This is a genomic window from Photobacterium frigidiphilum (genome assembly GCF_003025615.1).
Taxonomy (GTDB): domain Bacteria; phylum Pseudomonadota; class Gammaproteobacteria; order Enterobacterales; family Vibrionaceae; genus Photobacterium; species Photobacterium frigidiphilum.
Genome location: NZ_PYMJ01000006.1, coordinates 178,648 through 193,720, shown reverse-complemented (window position 1 = coordinate 193,720; position 15,073 = coordinate 178,648). Strand labels below are relative to the sequence as shown.

The 15,073-nt window shown below is 41.7% G+C and carries 15 protein-coding genes; 10 read left to right on the top strand and 5 right to left on the bottom strand.

The window, feature by feature from the left end; all coding sequences use genetic code 11:
- Window positions 1-108: 108 nt before the first annotated feature.
- Window positions 109-822, bottom strand: coding sequence for a two-component system response regulator TorR (gene torR, locus C9J12_RS08520; RefSeq protein WP_107242306.1), 714 nt, complete (start codon window positions 820-822; stop codon window positions 109-111).
- A 200-nt stretch (window positions 823-1,022) separates the two neighbouring features.
- On the opposite strand from torR, the gene torC reads away from it, so the two are divergent.
- The 4 genes from torC to C9J12_RS08500 all read left to right on the top strand — a co-directional run bounded on the left by torC (window position 1,023) and on the right by C9J12_RS08500 (window position 6,419).
- Complete coding sequence (torC, locus tag C9J12_RS08515; protein WP_107242305.1) at window positions 1,023-2,189, top strand: pentaheme c-type cytochrome TorC; 1,167 nt, start codon at window positions 1,023-1,025, stop codon at window positions 2,187-2,189.
- Between the two features lie 70 nt (window positions 2,190-2,259).
- Window positions 2,260-4,791 carry a trimethylamine-N-oxide reductase TorA gene (gene torA, locus C9J12_RS08510; RefSeq protein WP_107242304.1) on the top strand — a complete coding sequence of 844 codons (2,532 nt, stop codon included), beginning with the start codon at window positions 2,260-2,262 and terminating at the stop codon, window positions 4,789-4,791.
- Window positions 4,792-5,009: 218 nt separating this feature from the next.
- Entirely contained in the window at window positions 5,010-5,660 is a 651-nt protein-coding gene (gene torD, locus C9J12_RS08505; RefSeq protein ID WP_107242303.1) for a molecular chaperone TorD, read from the top strand.
- A gap of 201 nt (window positions 5,661-5,861) precedes the next feature.
- A complete protein-coding gene (locus C9J12_RS08500) occupies window positions 5,862-6,419 on the top strand; it encodes a hypothetical protein (protein WP_107242302.1) in 558 nt (185 codons plus the stop codon).
- A gap of 136 nt (window positions 6,420-6,555) precedes the next feature.
- Here C9J12_RS08500 and C9J12_RS08495 read toward each other — a convergent pair whose 3' ends face one another.
- The 4 genes from C9J12_RS08495 to hutW all read right to left on the bottom strand — a co-directional run bounded on the left by C9J12_RS08495 (window position 6,556) and on the right by hutW (window position 9,870).
- Entirely contained in the window at window positions 6,556-6,945 is a 390-nt protein-coding gene (locus C9J12_RS08495; RefSeq protein ID WP_011218224.1) for a hypothetical protein, read from the bottom strand.
- Between the two features lie 242 nt (window positions 6,946-7,187).
- Window positions 7,188-7,745, bottom strand: a complete 558-nt coding sequence (hutZ, locus tag C9J12_RS08490; RefSeq protein WP_107242301.1) for a heme utilization protein HutZ — start codon at window positions 7,743-7,745, stop codon at window positions 7,188-7,190.
- Window positions 7,746-7,851: 106 nt separating this feature from the next.
- Window positions 7,852-8,370: a heme utilization cystosolic carrier protein HutX gene (gene hutX / locus C9J12_RS08485; protein ID WP_107242300.1), complete on the bottom strand. Its 519-nt coding sequence runs from the start codon at window positions 8,368-8,370 to the stop codon at window positions 7,852-7,854.
- Window positions 8,371-8,430: 60 nt separating this feature from the next.
- Window positions 8,431-9,870, bottom strand: coding sequence for a heme anaerobic degradation radical SAM methyltransferase ChuW/HutW (gene hutW / locus C9J12_RS08480; protein ID WP_107242299.1), 1,440 nt, complete (start codon window positions 9,868-9,870; stop codon window positions 8,431-8,433).
- A 485-nt stretch (window positions 9,871-10,355) separates the two neighbouring features.
- Here hutW and C9J12_RS08475 point away from each other — a divergent pair, with 485 nt between their 5' ends.
- The 6 genes from C9J12_RS08475 to C9J12_RS08450 are packed head-to-tail and all read left to right on the top strand — an operon-like array spanning window position 10,356 to window position 15,044.
- Complete coding sequence (locus C9J12_RS08475; protein ID WP_107242298.1) at window positions 10,356-11,111, top strand: energy transducer TonB; 756 nt, start codon at window positions 10,356-10,358, stop codon at window positions 11,109-11,111.
- 3 nt (window positions 11,112-11,114) lie between these two features.
- Window positions 11,115-11,858, top strand: coding sequence for a MotA/TolQ/ExbB proton channel family protein (locus C9J12_RS08470; protein WP_107242297.1), 744 nt, complete (start codon window positions 11,115-11,117; stop codon window positions 11,856-11,858).
- The gene (locus C9J12_RS08465; RefSeq protein ID WP_107242296.1) at window positions 11,855-12,274 is read left to right on the top strand and encodes an ExbD/TolR family protein; all 420 of its coding nucleotides are present in this window, start codon (window positions 11,855-11,857) and stop codon (window positions 12,272-12,274) included. Before C9J12_RS08470 ends, C9J12_RS08465 begins: the two co-directional genes overlap by 4 nt.
- A gap of 11 nt (window positions 12,275-12,285) precedes the next feature.
- Window positions 12,286-13,143, top strand: a complete 858-nt coding sequence (locus C9J12_RS08460; RefSeq protein WP_170111732.1) for a heme/hemin ABC transporter substrate-binding protein — start codon at window positions 12,286-12,288, stop codon at window positions 13,141-13,143.
- 33 nt (window positions 13,144-13,176) lie between these two features.
- The gene (locus C9J12_RS08455) at window positions 13,177-14,214 is read left to right on the top strand and encodes a FecCD family ABC transporter permease (RefSeq protein WP_227876306.1); all 1,038 of its coding nucleotides are present in this window, start codon (window positions 13,177-13,179) and stop codon (window positions 14,212-14,214) included.
- Window positions 14,211-15,044: a heme ABC transporter ATP-binding protein gene (locus C9J12_RS08450; RefSeq protein WP_193944652.1), complete on the top strand. Its 834-nt coding sequence runs from the start codon at window positions 14,211-14,213 to the stop codon at window positions 15,042-15,044. The genes C9J12_RS08455 and C9J12_RS08450 overlap by 4 nt, the downstream gene beginning before the upstream one ends.
- Window positions 15,045-15,073 lie beyond the last annotated feature (29 nt).

Genomic DNA, 15,073 nt, shown 5'->3' with positions numbered 1-15,073 from the left:
TGCAGTTAAATCGCCATGAAAAAGCCGACACATAGAATGTGTCGGCTTAAATAAAGGCTCGTTTAAATGACTTTTTAGCCAGCCATTTTAACGTTCATTTTCGTGAATTTAATCGCCAGCAAACATGTAACCTTCACCATGAACGGTAACAAAAATTTGTGGATTTTTCGGGTCAACTTCCATTTTCGAACGCATTCTTCGAATCAGAACATCGATAGTTCTATCATTAGGAGCCTCTACACGATGGCTCAACATATTCAGAATTCGTTCACGACTTAATACAACATTTTGGTGCGAAGAAAACGCTACTAAAAGCTCATATTCAGCTTTAGTTAACTTCACTGGCTGACCGTTATGAGTCAATGCTCGTCTGTTAATATCAAATTGCCAATCACTGAAACGAATGATGTTATCTTCATGTATTTCAACTAACGTTTCACTGCGCGCTTTTTCGACTAACCCCATGCGCCATAATAAGTTTTTCACTCTTACAAGCAGTTCTCTTAGCTCGAACGGTTTCGTCACATAATCGTCGGCACCCATCTCTAAGCCCACGATACGATCGATGCTATCGGTACGACCAGTGACTAGAATAATACCCACCTCTGAGCGGCTTCTTAGTTCACGTGTAAGCAGTAAACCATTCTCACCAGGCAAGTTAATATCGAGCATAATGAGATCGATATTTTCGACCATCATTATCTCTCGCATCTGCTCGCCATTCTCTGCTTGGCTTACTTGGTAACCCTCGTTCTCAAAATACCCAACAAGTTTGGTTCGGGTAACAATTTCATCTTCTACAACAAGTACGTGATGACTCATTTTTATCTCTTTTATTGTGTTTTTATCGCCTGATAAAACGTTAGCACATCCCATTGCCATTCACAATTTTTCATAAACCGATGCTTACTGTTAATTCTTGCCGTTAACCTTATTCACATCGTGGACTTATTATCACCCCATAAAAATTTAACTACCTCCGTACTACGGAGGCAATTCTTTATTCATGGAATATTCCACATATGAAAAAACTTTGGCAAAAGTTGATAAAACCAAGCAGCAAGTATTCGATTCTTGCGTTGGTATTAGTCGGTATCGGTATCACGCTAGCGGGTACATTCACTGTACACAAAGGTTTTGAGTTTGCTTCAACCACAGAATTCTGTACCTCTTGTCATACCATGCAAGGCAACTACGAAGAGTATAAACAAACTGTTCACTTTAAAAATGCCTCTGGTGTACGTGCTGAATGTGTTGATTGCCACCAACCAAAAGACTTGCCAGGTAAACTATTCCGTAAGATGGAAGGCGCAAAAGATCTCTACCACCACTTCATTTCTAAGAAAGTGGATACGCCTGAAAAATTCGAAGACAACCGCTTAGAGATGGCACAAGCTGTTTGGGCTCGAATGAAAGGTCAAAACTCAAAAACATGTAAGAGCTGCCACGCTTACGAGTCGATGGATCACTCAAAACAATCGGCTAAAGCAGCGTTTGAAATGAACAAAGCAGCCGCTGACGATATGAACTGCATTGAGTGTCACAAAGGTATTGCCCACGAGTTACCTAACATGGCTGGTGGCTTCCAAAAAGATTTCGAAGAACTACAAACAACAGCTAAATCTCAAGGTGCTGCTGCTGAAAATCTTTACTCTTTGGGTGAAAAAGACCTTTTCGCTACCAACAGTGCTGACGCTAAACCAGAAGGTAAGTTATTACCGGCTTCTGAAGTTATCGTTCTTGAACGTAAAGACGACATGCTGAAAGTACAAATTGACGGCTGGTTAGAAAAAGCAGGCAAAGGTCGTGTACTAACTGAATACATGGGTAAACGTGTCTTTAAAGCAACTATTCGTGGCGACGTAAAAGCGGGTGAAAAGTTACTTGAAGAGCAAACTGACGTTTCAACCGATATTGTTTGGCAACACGTTTCTGTTGAAGCATGGATCAGCTCTGATGACATGATCGATAGCATTCAACCTATCTGGAATTACGCAGAAGACATGTATGGCTCAACCTGCAATGCATGCCATGCTGCTCCGGACCCTGCCCATTTTACTGCAAATGGCTGGATCTCAGGCCTTAATGCTATGAGTGCTTATTACCGTCTAACTAAAACAGAAGAGCGTACTTTACTGAAGTACCTTCAAAATCACGGTAAAGACACAGGCGGCGCTGGCGCCCACTAATTCCTAAGAGGCGGGTTAATACTTTTAGCCCGCGTTATTACACAGAATTTCAAATTTAAGGATCTCGTCGATGACGACTCAAATTCTAAATAAAGGTGTTTCACGCCGCCGCTTTTTATCTGGTCTGGTTACAGTCAGTGCAGCATCAGTTGTAGGAACAAGCTTACTTGCACCACGTAAAGCAATGGCAGCAACCGATAGCAAAGCCACGTTCACAGGCAATGTGCTGTCAGGCTCTCACTGGGGTGCATTCCGCGCCAAAGTTGTTGACGGTGTTTGGGTAGATACTGTTCCGTTCGAAAAAGATTTACACCCTACCCCTATGATTAACGGTGTACGCGAGGTTGTTTACAACCCTGCTCGTGTTAAATACCCAATGGTTCGTATTGATTGGCTAAAACATGGTTACAAGTCTGACACTACGCAACGTGGTGATAACCGTTTTGTACGTGTGCCATGGAGTCAAGCACTTGATTTCTTCTACCACGAACTAGAGCGTGTACAAAATAACTATGGTCCTAGCGCACTTTACGCAGGTCATACAGGTTGGCAGTCAGTCGGTAAGCTTCACTCTGCTGGCACTATGATGATGCGTGCTATTGGCCTACACGGCACTTACCTTGGCAAAATGGGTGACTACTCAACAGGTGCAGCACAGGTTATTCTTCCGTACGTTGCTGGTGCAATGGAAGTATACGAGCAGCAAACATCTTGGCCTTTGGTTCTTGAAAACTCAGACACAATTGTTATCTGGGGTTCAGATCCAATCAAGAACCTTCAAGTAGGTTGGTTAGTTCCAGACCACAGCCCATACGCTTATTACCAAGAACTGGCTGAGAAAGTAAAGAACAAAGAAATCAAAGTAATTTACGTTGATCCTGTTCGTTCTGAAACTCAGAAGTTTGTTGGTGGCGAGCAAATCGCTGTTAACCCGCAAACTGATCTACCGTTGATGTTAGCTATCGCGCATACCTTGTATACCGAGAACCTATACAACAAAGATTTCATTGCTGATTACACGACTGGCTTCAAAAAGTTTGTCCCTTACCTAACAGGTGAGAGCGATGGCGTTGAAAAAACACCAGAGTGGGCTGAAAAAATCTGTGGCATTAAAGCAGATGAAATTCGTGCACTTGCTCGTCAAATGGCATCTGGTCGTACTCAGATCATTGGTGGCTGGTGTCTACAGCGCATGCAACACGGCGAGCAATACGCGTGGATGCTAGTGGTAGTTGCTGCAATGCTAGGCCAAATCGGCTTACCTGGTGGTGGCTTCGGTTTCGGCTGGCACTACAACGATGCTGGTTCTATCACGTCTAATGGTCCATTAATGTCGGGCTTTAGTGGCGTAACAGGCGTTGACCCTATCCACAACGGTTCATACAAAGGCTACTCTACCTATATTCCAGTAGCACGTTTCGTAGACTGTATCGAGAATCCTGGCGAAACAATCCAGTGGAATGGTCACGAAGTTAAATTCCCTGAAATGAAGATGGCTATCTTCTGTGGTAACAACCCTTTCCACCACCATCAAGATCGTAACAAGATGATCAAAGCATGGCGTAAACTGGAAACGGTTGTATCAATAGAGCACCAATGGACCGCGACTTGTCGTTTTGCAGATATCGTTTTACCTGCAACAACAACGCATGAACGCCATGACATCGAACAATACGGTAACCACTCTAATGCAGGCATTATTGCCCTGCCTAAAGTCGTTGAGCCTATGTTTGAAGCGAAAGATGACTTCGATATTTTCCGTGAACTATGTCGTCGCTTTGATCGTGAAGAAGCATTCACTGGCGGTAAGACACAAATGGAATGGATTGAAGAAATCTATAACGGTGCACGTTTACAAGGCCGTGGCCTTGGCGTTCGTATGCCTAACTTCAAGAAATTCTGGGATGAAGAAGGTTTCATTGAGTTCCCTGAAGGTGCTGAATGGGTACGCCACGAATCATTCCGTAAAGAACCTGATCTAGAGCCTCTAGGTACCGCTTCAGGTCTTATTGAAATCTATTGTAAGACAATTGCTGACATGGGTTACGACGACTGTCAGGGTCACCCAATGTGGTTTGAAAAAAATGAGCGTAGCCACGGTGGGCCTCAATCAAACAAGTTCCCACTGAACATGCAAAGCACGCACCCTAACCACCGCTTGCACTCTCAGCTATGTTCATCAACAGAGCTTCGTGCAAGTTATTCAGTTGCAGATCGTGAGCCTGTTTACATCAGTGCTATCGACGCTAAAGCGCGTGGCATTCAATCTGGTGATGTTGTTCGTGTATTCAACGACCGTGGTGAAGTACTAGCAGGCGCAGTAGTGACTGAAGACTTTAAATCAGGTGTTTGTCGTATTCATGAAGGCGCATGGTATAGCCCTCTTGAAGGTGGTAAACCAGGCACGATCTGTACATATGGCGATCCAAACGTGCTAACTCAAGATGTTGGCTCATCAAAGCTTGCACAGGCAACAACAGCTGCATCGGCTCAAGTAGATATCGAAAAATACACTGGAAAACTTCCATCGGTAACAGGCTTTAATGGCCCTGTAGAAGTCACTGATATTAACCCTCTATTCCCAGCAATGGATTTAGAGTAATAAAACAATAAGCAACCAAGCGAATACTTGATGTGCGCATTGTTTTAGTGAACTGAATGATAGCCGCCTTAAATTTAGGCGGCTAATCAAAAATAATAAAAAGATAGGCGATCTGAAGCAATAACCTCACCTTTCTTTAAACAAAATAAAACCTATTCACATATAATCATTACAAATCTATGTTTTATGTGAATATGTTTTAAGTGTCTGGAGTGACCATGCAAGAATTTATTGCTTTCAACGAACAACGTGCTGAAATTTACTGGTGGATGTCTTCACTTTTGGCTCGCGAGTTGACGAATGAAGATGTAACCGAGTACCACGGTGACGAAATGTTCACTTTCTTGTCTGGTTTAGGAATGACACCTGAGCTTAAAGAACCTGTTGAAGCATTTCGCAATGCAATCAACACGCTAAAAACACGTGAAGATGCACAGCTTGAATTAGCAGCTGATTTCTGTGGTCTATTTCTGAGCACACCTAAATCAGGCGCATTACCTTATGCATCAATATATGTTGGTGAATCTGGTTTATTGAACGATAAACCCGCTCAAGATATGAATGCATTAATGGAAGAATACGGTATTGCACAACGTAAAGAATTCAACGAACCTGCAGATCATATTGCAGTAGAGTTAGACTTTATGGGCAATCTTATTATCCAAGCAAACCAAGAGTTGGATGAAGAAAAACGTGAAGCGTTGATGCAAGCGCAATTAGCCTTTGTTAATGACATGCTATTGAACTGGATTCCAGCATTTGCCCAATCGTGTAAAGCACGTGATGACTTCGGGTTTTATACTGCATCTGTTAACTTACTTGTTGCTTTCTGCCAACTCGACGCTGCTTTCCTGTTAGGGGAAGAATAGAACTAATCAATAATAATCGGTGTGCATGCATGTTGGTAGCTACATGATAATGCCACTGAAACACTATCTCCTTGCCGGTATTTAATACCGGCTTTTTTTTAAGTGTTCAGCTTTTAAACAGCCTTCATGACAGTCTTCTGACATAACTCCCCCTTCCGACATTTAACGTATACCTCATACTAAATAACAAGAGATATAAACATGTCTAGAATTATGGTGAAAGAACCTCTATTTAAATCCTTATTTGCAAAACTGCTTCTATCTTTTTCAATACTTGGCTTTATCGCAAGCGTACAAGTGAATGCGAGTGAAGTAATGGCTTCACCTGCTGTTGAACAGCAAAAACTGGCTAATCGTATTGGCGTAATTCAGCAAGAGTTAGCTGATATAAGAACACAAACCATGCAATCAAACCCAGCTCTTGTTGAACAGGTAAAAACATTCGAAGCAACGTTTGAAAAGAAAGCGAAAGAAATCAATTATCAACCAGAAGCTTTCCTTAAAACTGCACAAGAAATTCAGCAGCAAGTGCGAGATGAAAATACGACAGACGAACAACGTGCTGAGCTAATAAAATCATTCGCCAAAGAAAAACAAGCATTAGCTAAACAACGTGAATCTATCATGGCTGATCCTGAGCTTAGTAAACTCGAAATCGCACTACAGAAAGATACGCTCTCTGCAATGAAAAAACAGGACCCAAAAACAGAGACTCTCTTAAAAGAGCTCGACACTTTATTCACCCAATTTAGAAGCTAAGTCGACAAGCTAGACTAGTTCCCCCTAAGTTAGCGAGAAAGCGAGCAATAAAAAAACCTGTGGAAATCTGAGTAACTCATCAGACTTCCACAGGTTTTTTTGTATTACCTTTGTTGTATTACCACTATTTCGGCAATTACATTTCTACGGCTTCATTTACGCTAAGCTGCTTCATGCCTTTCACTATCTTCGCAAACCAAGCCACAATCGCTGCTAAGGCAATAACTGCACCAATAAATGGCAGTATATTCAGTACTGTATGAAGTACATTACTATGAACCCAATACTCAGCACCCGCTACCATACCCGTTGTAGTCGCCGCCGTTACACCCAAAACAACAAAAAATGTGAAGAACAAAAAGAAGCTTCGAATAATGGTGTAATAATGGCTGTAAGCCACTTCATCAGTACCTTTATTCAACTGATAGCCAGAATAAATAATGGCAACAATACCAGAGATTAGTAATGTGAAAGGTGTTAAAAAGCTTGCGATATAAGCAAACCATAAACCGTTTTTATTAGCCATAATATTGATCCGATATAAGCGTAAAGGTTGACGTAATTATCACACGTATTCGGGAGACATCAAGTTTCTCATTGGTATCTGATGATCATGATCAAGCGTTTAAAAAGCCTGTCTGTTATTGTCCGCAATAACACCCTATACAAACAAAGGCCTGAACCTCGGTTCAAGCCTTTTGCTTATTAACTGTACCAAGGTACTGTACTTTTAAACGTACTTTACTTATACCAAAGCATTGATATACCTTATAACTCTTCTGTTGGCGCTGTTACTTCGCTACCATCTTTAACGCGCTTATGACCTTCTGTTAAGTGAACAAAATCAACTAGGTCATCGCTGCTTACTTGGAATGCTTTACCAAAGCCTTTTACAAATAAACCTTGAGTCGGTTCAAGACGGAACATTTTAAAATCTTCTAATCCACTTAAGCCATCAACAATTTCTCCAAAACGCGCTGTTAGGCCCGCAACGGCTTCTTGCCAACGCGCTGTTTCACGTTCAACGATCACAACATTCGCTTCAAAAGTTAAGCGTTTACGTGCATAAATTGTTTTCGATGTCGCTTCATCTTCAATCATCATTAAAGATACTTTCGGATTTTCAAGCAAGTTACGTGCGTGTTTCGCAATTTGGCTAATCAACACATAATAACCATCATCTAATAATGCAAACGGGGCATAACTCACGTTTGGGTTACCATTCGCATCGACTGTCGCGAGCTGAATGGTTTGGCACGATTCACGAAATTCTTTAATTTCTGGACCTAAACGGTTTTGAAGGCGTTCTTGTTTTACCTGACTCATTTTTACTTTCTCCGTTTATACCTGTTTAGTCGGTATTTTAGGGTTATTTTTTAATATGATGACAGTACTTATAACTGTTGTTTATAAGTACTGTTTATAAGCTTTTTTATAAATACTGTGTTTTAAGTTGCTGGAATTTTTCAATTTGTTCTGGGAATAATTTACGGTGCTTGTCGCGCCCTAGATACACTTTAAATACACACTCGCCCGTTTTAGCAAAGAAGCCAATAAAATAACTTTCTTGCCCCATAAATGTTTTGCTGACTAAACCAATCTGAGCGACAAGATCTAAACGCAAGTGACCGTGCAATTCGCCGTCTTTACCCATCAAGTTATAATAACCACGCGCTTCCTTACCTTTAGGAAACGGTGCCTTCACCTCAAAAATTGAACCCATTGAGTGCACAATTGTTGTAACAGGGCCCCATGAAGGTAAATCTTCTAGAATGCTTTTCGCGACCTCACCAGGGAGTGTTGCGACGAACTCATCAGGGAAAGCGAATACAACTTCACCTTCGGTAACTTCTAATTTTTCGGCAATCGCACCAGCATGTAATTTTGGATCGTCAGCCAATACTGCCGCTACTTTTTCTTTCATTATTTCTAGTGAGTATGTTGAAAACACGGTGTTTCTCCATATTTATAAATGCGTTAATTAGCTTTTTAATTTTTATCTATGAAGGCGCTAGAAACGCTTCATGCCGCCGCTTGTGCGGGTAAAAAACTTTTGTAACACTTCAATCATTGCCTGAGCCAACGACACCGACCAGAATTGCCCTGCTAACGTTAGCGATAAATACTCATTATCGACATCAACCAACCCATGACTTTCCCACTTTTTAAACAAGGGTAAACAATAGTCATAAACATCAATATTCATGTACTGTGCTGGAATCTGGTTTACCATCACTTGCTGTGCAAGAGCCTTTCTAAGTAACGATGCAGACAATACCCCACGGTCAAAACTCGCTTTAATTTCTGCGTGTAGTGCAGCTAAAGGTGCAGACTTAGTCATCATCATTAAAGGCATCTCACCTTTACTTACAGACGCCATATACGTATCTAAGTTCCGATGCTGCATGAAACCATAACCACTAACATTGCCACCGGCCCCTGCACCTAAAGGTAAAACTTCTGCAGAGGTTTTAGCTAAGCTGTTGTAAACACTACGTTCACGATTATCTCTTGCCCAATGATTCACACTCAAACGACGCATATGGTGTTTGGCCATAAAATTTACACCATGTTCAAACATCGTCGCTTTTGTTGGGGTATCAGCAGGCTCTGGTAATCGACCATTCTCAACCAACCCCTTCATCGGTGTACCACCCATTTCGATGAGTTGATACAGATCGACACCATGCGCACCACTGTCTAAAAAGTCATTCAAATCTTGTTGCCACACCGTTAAGTCTTGGTACGGCAATCCATACAATAGATCGATAACGATAGGTGCTGATTCGCTTGAACTGAGCGCTAGAATTCTCTCTAATACCACGTCTTTATCATCTAAGCGCTTTGCTTTACGTCGTACTTGCGTATCGAAGCTTTGCACACCAAATGAAAAACGATTGAAGCCACCTTCTAGTGCTGAATCAAACATTTCATCAGTAAAGCGATTAATTCGCCCTTCCAACGTTAGTTCACAATCTGTTGTTAATGGGAAATGTTGACGAATCATTTGCCCTAAACGCTTAATTTGCGCAGCCGTTAAATCTGTTGGGGTGCCACCACCAATATATACCGCATGAAATGGTGCTGCTTGTGTCCAAGCTTGGCGTGCTTTCAGTTCAAGCTCTACCATCAACGCAGCAAAATAATCATCAATTAAACTTTGGCTCGATGCGTATTGGAAAAAATTACAATACGTACAGCGCACACGACAAAAAGGAATATGCACGTATAAACAACGCTTCCCCGATTGGCTTGGTGTTGTACTTAAAATTGCTTGCGCTATAGGCTGCTGTTCGCTCTCTGCAACCATTGATGTCATACCACCAGCATGCGCTGATCGTTTTTGACGAAATGCAAACCTCAGTGGATCAGGCGTATTTTCCCCGACAATATCAACACTCATGCTTTCAACATGTATTTTATCAATACTACGCAATTGTTCTTTATTCATAGATTTATGTGCTGGTTTAACCAACCACTCCTCGTATCGGTACTCTCACCAAAAATAGTGTGAGTTAAGTCATAAGGTGAGCACTTATCACTTAGCTAATGAGTCAACTTCAACGCTGTTTACTTTCTTTATGCATACTTTCTTATTAACTGACGATTCATGTGCATTTTTGTCATTTATCCAGATAACCAATCACACCGTGAATCCATTAAAGCAGTTGCATTCACAGACAGGTTGTTTACACGTAAAGCATTGAAATTATTACCTTTACCACAAAACAAACAGAAATGAAATGATAATCAGTCTTATTTGGTAGGCATCATATTCACCATCAAATGAGATTGCAAATGATAATTGATATTATTCGCTTTTAGTGGATAATAAGACTCATTCTTGATAGCGTGTTTATCTCAACATCTTTATTAACCCAAGTTCCGACGCTTTGGCGTTTATGGAAATATTACTTTTTCGAGCAGGTGATCTGTGTGAATACCAAGCGATACGTCATTGCGGGGGCTACATCCATTCTTTTTCATGGCATTTTGCTTTCTGCAATTCCAAATAAAAACGCAATGGCAATGCCTGTCGGGGCTGAATCTATTCGTGTATCTCTAAATTTGGTTTCATCACCTCAAGTTGCAGCCTCGCAACCGATCAAGCAAGACGTAATCAAACAAGCGGTACAAAAAACGCCGCCTAAAAAGGTATTGGAACCCGTAGAAACGAAAACAAAAAAACTGGTAAAAAAATCGGACAATAAACCGAAAGTAATTAAAAAAGTGAAACCTACCCCTCCTACAGAGAAGAGCACACCTAAAAAAGTGGTAGAGAAAAAAACACCTAAGAAAACCGAAACCGTAAAAAAAGCTCCAGCTAAAATCATCGACAAACCTACTTCAGAGGTTACAAAAACAGAACAGCAGGCAACAAAAAGTGAAGTATCGTCTGGGGCTAATTCGCCAGCGTTGGTATCAAAACCAACATTTGCAACACGTCCTAGCCCTGTGAAGTATCCGCGTTTAGCTAAACGCCGTGGTGTTCAGGGGGAAGTTATGGTTGAGGTATGGATAGATCAAACTGGCCGTCAAATTAAACAAACCTTACTCGCCTCTTCAGGCACAAGCATGCTGGATAAAGCCGCATTAGATGCCATCAAAAAATGGCAATTCTCTTCTCATATCGTCGATGGACAAGCAATTGCCCACCGAGTACAGATTCCTGTTCGTTTTCAGTTGGATTAAATAATGGACACCATCAATACTTTACAAAACCAATTTGGGCTAATGACATGGCCTCTTCTTATCTGTTCTGCGTTAACCATCATGATTTTGTTGGAAAGGTGCGTACAGGTACTCTTGTGTACCGGCGTGGGGAAAACAAAAATTAATGCCCTACTTGCCAAACAATATCGCGATGATGATAGTGGATTAGATGAGCTTGCCTCTGAATTAAAACAGCAGCGCCCTTTGTTATATAAAGGAGTAGCAATGCTAATTTCACACCGCCATTTTGATAAACCGCTTCGTGAAGATGCCGCTGGGATTTGGTTACAACAAAAGCGTACACAATTACGCTCAGGCTTACGTCTACTCTCACTGATTGGTGTTATCACCCCTTTACTCGGTTTATTAGGCACAGTATTGGGTTTAATCGAAATGTTTAAAGGCATTGCCGCCACAACAGGTTCAGTTACACCAAGCGATCTTGCTGATGGACTTGGGCTCGCCATGCGAACAACAGCTGCTGGTTTGATTATTGCCTTACCTGCAATAACAGGCGCTCAACTTCTAGGTTTATGGGCAGATCAGGTAACAGCAAAATTAGAACATACCTTAAACCATTGTAACCTTTGGCTTGAGGGGTTAGATCTTGACCCTGCTTGCAATAACCATTCAAAAAAAACGGGTGTAGAGCCATCAGCGGCCAACATAAACACATCGCCAACTAACATCAACACCTCTCTTTCCAGAACAGAGACAGCCTTATGATCAGCGTAAGCCATACATATAGAAATGATGATGAGCTTAAGCCCGACCTCACCCCTTTACTCGATATTATTTTCATCGTTATGGTTTTTCTGTTGCTCACTGCCAGTGTGAAATTGAAAGCACTCGATGTCGAATTACCGAAAACAGAAACACAGATACTACAAACAGCAGAAGCCGACCCTATCACGATCAATCTTGTCGCCAAAGAACCGTACTGGGCACTGCAAGGTCAATCATTTAAGACTTGGGATAGCTTTACCATTGCACTATTAAAACAAGTAAAAGATGGGCCTACACAGCCTGTCGTTATTGGTGCAGATAAAAATGCATCAGTAGAACAGATGCTCAAGCTATTAGCCTTCTTGCAACAACATGAAATTAAAGCCACACAACTATTGATGGAAGATAACGCGTAATGGAAAAGAGCATGAACAGAAAAATGAACAAGATGAAACTCGCTGTCTTAGCTAGCGCATTGGTTTTCTCTAGCAGTTCATCATGGGCAAGTGAACGCATTATTAGTGCTGGGGCTGCAATTACTGAAATCATCTATGCACTGAATGCTGAAAGCCAGCTGGTTGCTGTGGATCTAACCAGTAAAACGCTGGTTAAAGGCGCTTATCCATTAGTGGGTTATCACCGACAGTTGTCCGCAGAAAGCTTAATGTCTTTAACACCAGATCGCATTATTGGTTCAAATGAAATGGGGCCAAGCAGTACGTTAAAACTGCTTAAGCAAGGTGGAATTGATGTTGATGTCGTCAACTCGGGCGAGACAGTAAAAGACCTATTAGAACGTATTGATGAGGTCGCAGCTTTAACCAATAAAACACCAGTTGCAGCGTCATTAAAAGCTGAAGTAAGCAAAAAAGTAGAAGCGATACAAGCACACCTACTCACACAAAGCACACCTAAAAAAGTATTGTTCTTAATGATTCATGATGGACGCCCAGCGAATGTTGCCGGGCGTAATACGACAGCAGACACCGTGATCAGATTAGCCGGTGCAATTAATCCTGCCGCGAGTACCGTTGAAGCATACAAGCCAATCTCTGCCGAAGCGATGGTACAGATGCAACCAGACATTATTTTATTAAGTGGCCGAACATTAAGTTCAATTGGCACAATCGATGACTTGCTGAAAAAAATGCCTCTACTTGCAGCTACACCAGCAGGTAAAAACAAAGCATTGGCGACTATCGATGGTACTGCGCTAATTGGTGGTTTAGGTCTGAAGAGTATTGATGAAGCTGAACGTTTAAATAAAGTTTTCTATCAAGATTAAGTAAAGGTTACACATCACATGCAATCAAGACGTATGCAACTTCAGCGCTTACCCATTGAAACACTCTTACCTTTAGGTATTGGGTTATTATTTTTTGCGATAACTTCTTCAATTGTTATCGGTCCGATGGACATCAGTTTCATCGACAGTATTAAAGCATTGATACCGTGGGAAACAGATTTGCCCGTAAACATACAACTAGTGGTTAATCAAATTCGCTTACCACGCACATTATTAGCCATTGCCATAGGTGCTATTTTGGCACTATGTGGTGCCGTTATGCAGGGGTTGTTTAGAAACCCTTTGGCTGATCCTGGCATTATTGGGGTTTCAGGCGGTGCGGCATTAGGTGCGGCAATTGCAGTTGTTTTCTTTGCGCCTCTTGTTGTCAATTACCCACTTATTTTGACACTTGGTACTGTGCCTGTATTCGCTTTCATAGGCGGCGCATTAAGCACATTCTTTGTTTATTACCTTGGAACAGATAAGAACGGTACATCAGTCACCATTATGCTGCTTGCGGGTGTTGCAATTGGGGCACTTTCTGGTGCCGCCCTTGGTTTTATGAATTTCATCGCCGATGATCAAGCATTACGCGATTTATCATTATGGTCGATGGGATCATTAGCAGGTGCAACATGGCCTGGCATTACCTTAGCATTCACTACTTTAGCTATTTTGCTATGGCTATTTTGTCGCGACGCGAATGCACTGAATGCCTTTCTACTCGGTGAAGCTGAAGCCAAACATATGGGAGTGAATGTACAGATGCTTAAACGCCGCCTTATTTTATTATGTGCAGCCGGCGTTGGCGTTACTGTTTCTCTGACTGGCATCATTGGTTTTGTAGGTCTGGTTATTCCCCATTTAGGCCGAATGCTTTCAGGACCAAATCACAAAACATTACTTCCCATATCTGCATTATTAGGCGCTTTGATTCTATTGATTGCAGATATGATTGCGCGTGTAGTGCTCGCGCCTTTAGAGCTTCCTGTCGGTATTGTTACTGCCATTTTAGGTGCTCCATTTTTTATCCTCTTACTTGTTAAGCAAAAAGGTAGAATGTCATGAAATTTGCCTCGCAACCTAATAACCTAGAGCCATTAGTAAACAATCAAGCTGATAAGAAAAAAGTGGCCATTCGCGCCCAAGGTTTAAACCTCATCTTAGGAGGAAAAACCCTGCTTGATAACTTTGACATTGATATTCATGCGGGTGAAGTTACGGCATTACTTGGGCCAAATGGCGCAGGGAAAAGTAGCCTATTAAAAGTGTTGTGCGGTGAAATAGAAGCCACAGGAAACATCGAATTTTTTGGACAAAACAGAAAACAATGGTCAGCTAAAACACTCGCAAAACACCTAGGTATATTACCCCAGCACAGCACGCTAAATTTTGCTTTTTTAGCTCATGAAGTCGTTGAGCTTGGTGGATTGCCACTAGAGTTAAGTAATATACAAACACAACAGATTACTCAAGAAAAAATGGCGCTTGTCGACGTCTGTGCTTTAAGCCACCGCCTATACCCCTCCCTATCAGGCGGAGAAAAACAACGAGTGCATTTTGCCCGTATTCTTACTCAACTGAGCCAAGCAGGAGAGCAGTGTGTTTTAATGCTTGATGAGCCCACTTCTGCACTCGATTTAGCCCATCAACATAGAACCTTACAAGTCGCAAAAGAATTAGCCAGTAATGGGGCGGCGGTTATTATTGTCTTACACGACTTAAACCTTGCAGCGCAATATGCTGATCGCTTAGTTATCGTTAATCACGGATTAATACAAGTCGATGGAACACCGTGGCAAGCATTACAACCGAATATTATTGAACGAGTATACGGTTGGCCTGTGCATATATCCCCCCACCCAACAGGCGATTTCCCTGTCATTTTGTCGCATTAAGCCGCAAATATAAAAACGGAAATATCATA

Bases quoted from the DNA above. Each gene is read 5' to 3' on its own strand.
- C9J12_RS08470 (WP_107242297.1), top strand. From the start codon at position 11,115: ATGGACACCATCAATACTTTACAAAACCAATTTGGGCTAATGACATGG.
- torA (WP_107242304.1), top strand. From the start codon at position 2,260: ATGACGACTCAAATTCTAAATAAAGGTGTTTCACGCCGCCGCTTTTTA.
- C9J12_RS08460 (WP_170111732.1), top strand. From the start codon at position 12,286: ATGAACAGAAAAATGAACAAGATGAAACTCGCTGTCTTAGCTAGCGCA.
- C9J12_RS08495 (WP_011218224.1), bottom strand. From the start codon at position 6,945: ATGGCTAATAAAAACGGTTTATGGTTTGCTTATATCGCAAGCTTTTTA.
- hutZ (WP_107242301.1), bottom strand. From the start codon at position 7,745: ATGAGTCAGGTAAAACAAGAACGCCTTCAAAACCGTTTAGGTCCAGAA.
- torR (WP_107242306.1), bottom strand. From the start codon at position 822: ATGAGTCATCACGTACTTGTTGTAGAAGATGAAATTGTTACCCGAACC.
- C9J12_RS08450 (WP_193944652.1), top strand. From the start codon at position 14,211: ATGAAATTTGCCTCGCAACCTAATAACCTAGAGCCATTAGTAAACAAT.
- C9J12_RS08500 (WP_107242302.1), top strand. From the start codon at position 5,862: ATGTCTAGAATTATGGTGAAAGAACCTCTATTTAAATCCTTATTTGCA.
- hutW (WP_107242299.1), bottom strand. From the start codon at position 9,870: ATGAATAAAGAACAATTGCGTAGTATTGATAAAATACATGTTGAAAGC.
- torD (WP_107242303.1), top strand. From the start codon at position 5,010: ATGCAAGAATTTATTGCTTTCAACGAACAACGTGCTGAAATTTACTGG.
- C9J12_RS08465 (WP_107242296.1), top strand. From the start codon at position 11,855: ATGATCAGCGTAAGCCATACATATAGAAATGATGATGAGCTTAAGCCC.
- torC (WP_107242305.1), top strand. From the start codon at position 1,023: ATGAAAAAACTTTGGCAAAAGTTGATAAAACCAAGCAGCAAGTATTCG.
- C9J12_RS08455 (WP_227876306.1), top strand. From the start codon at position 13,177: ATGCAACTTCAGCGCTTACCCATTGAAACACTCTTACCTTTAGGTATT.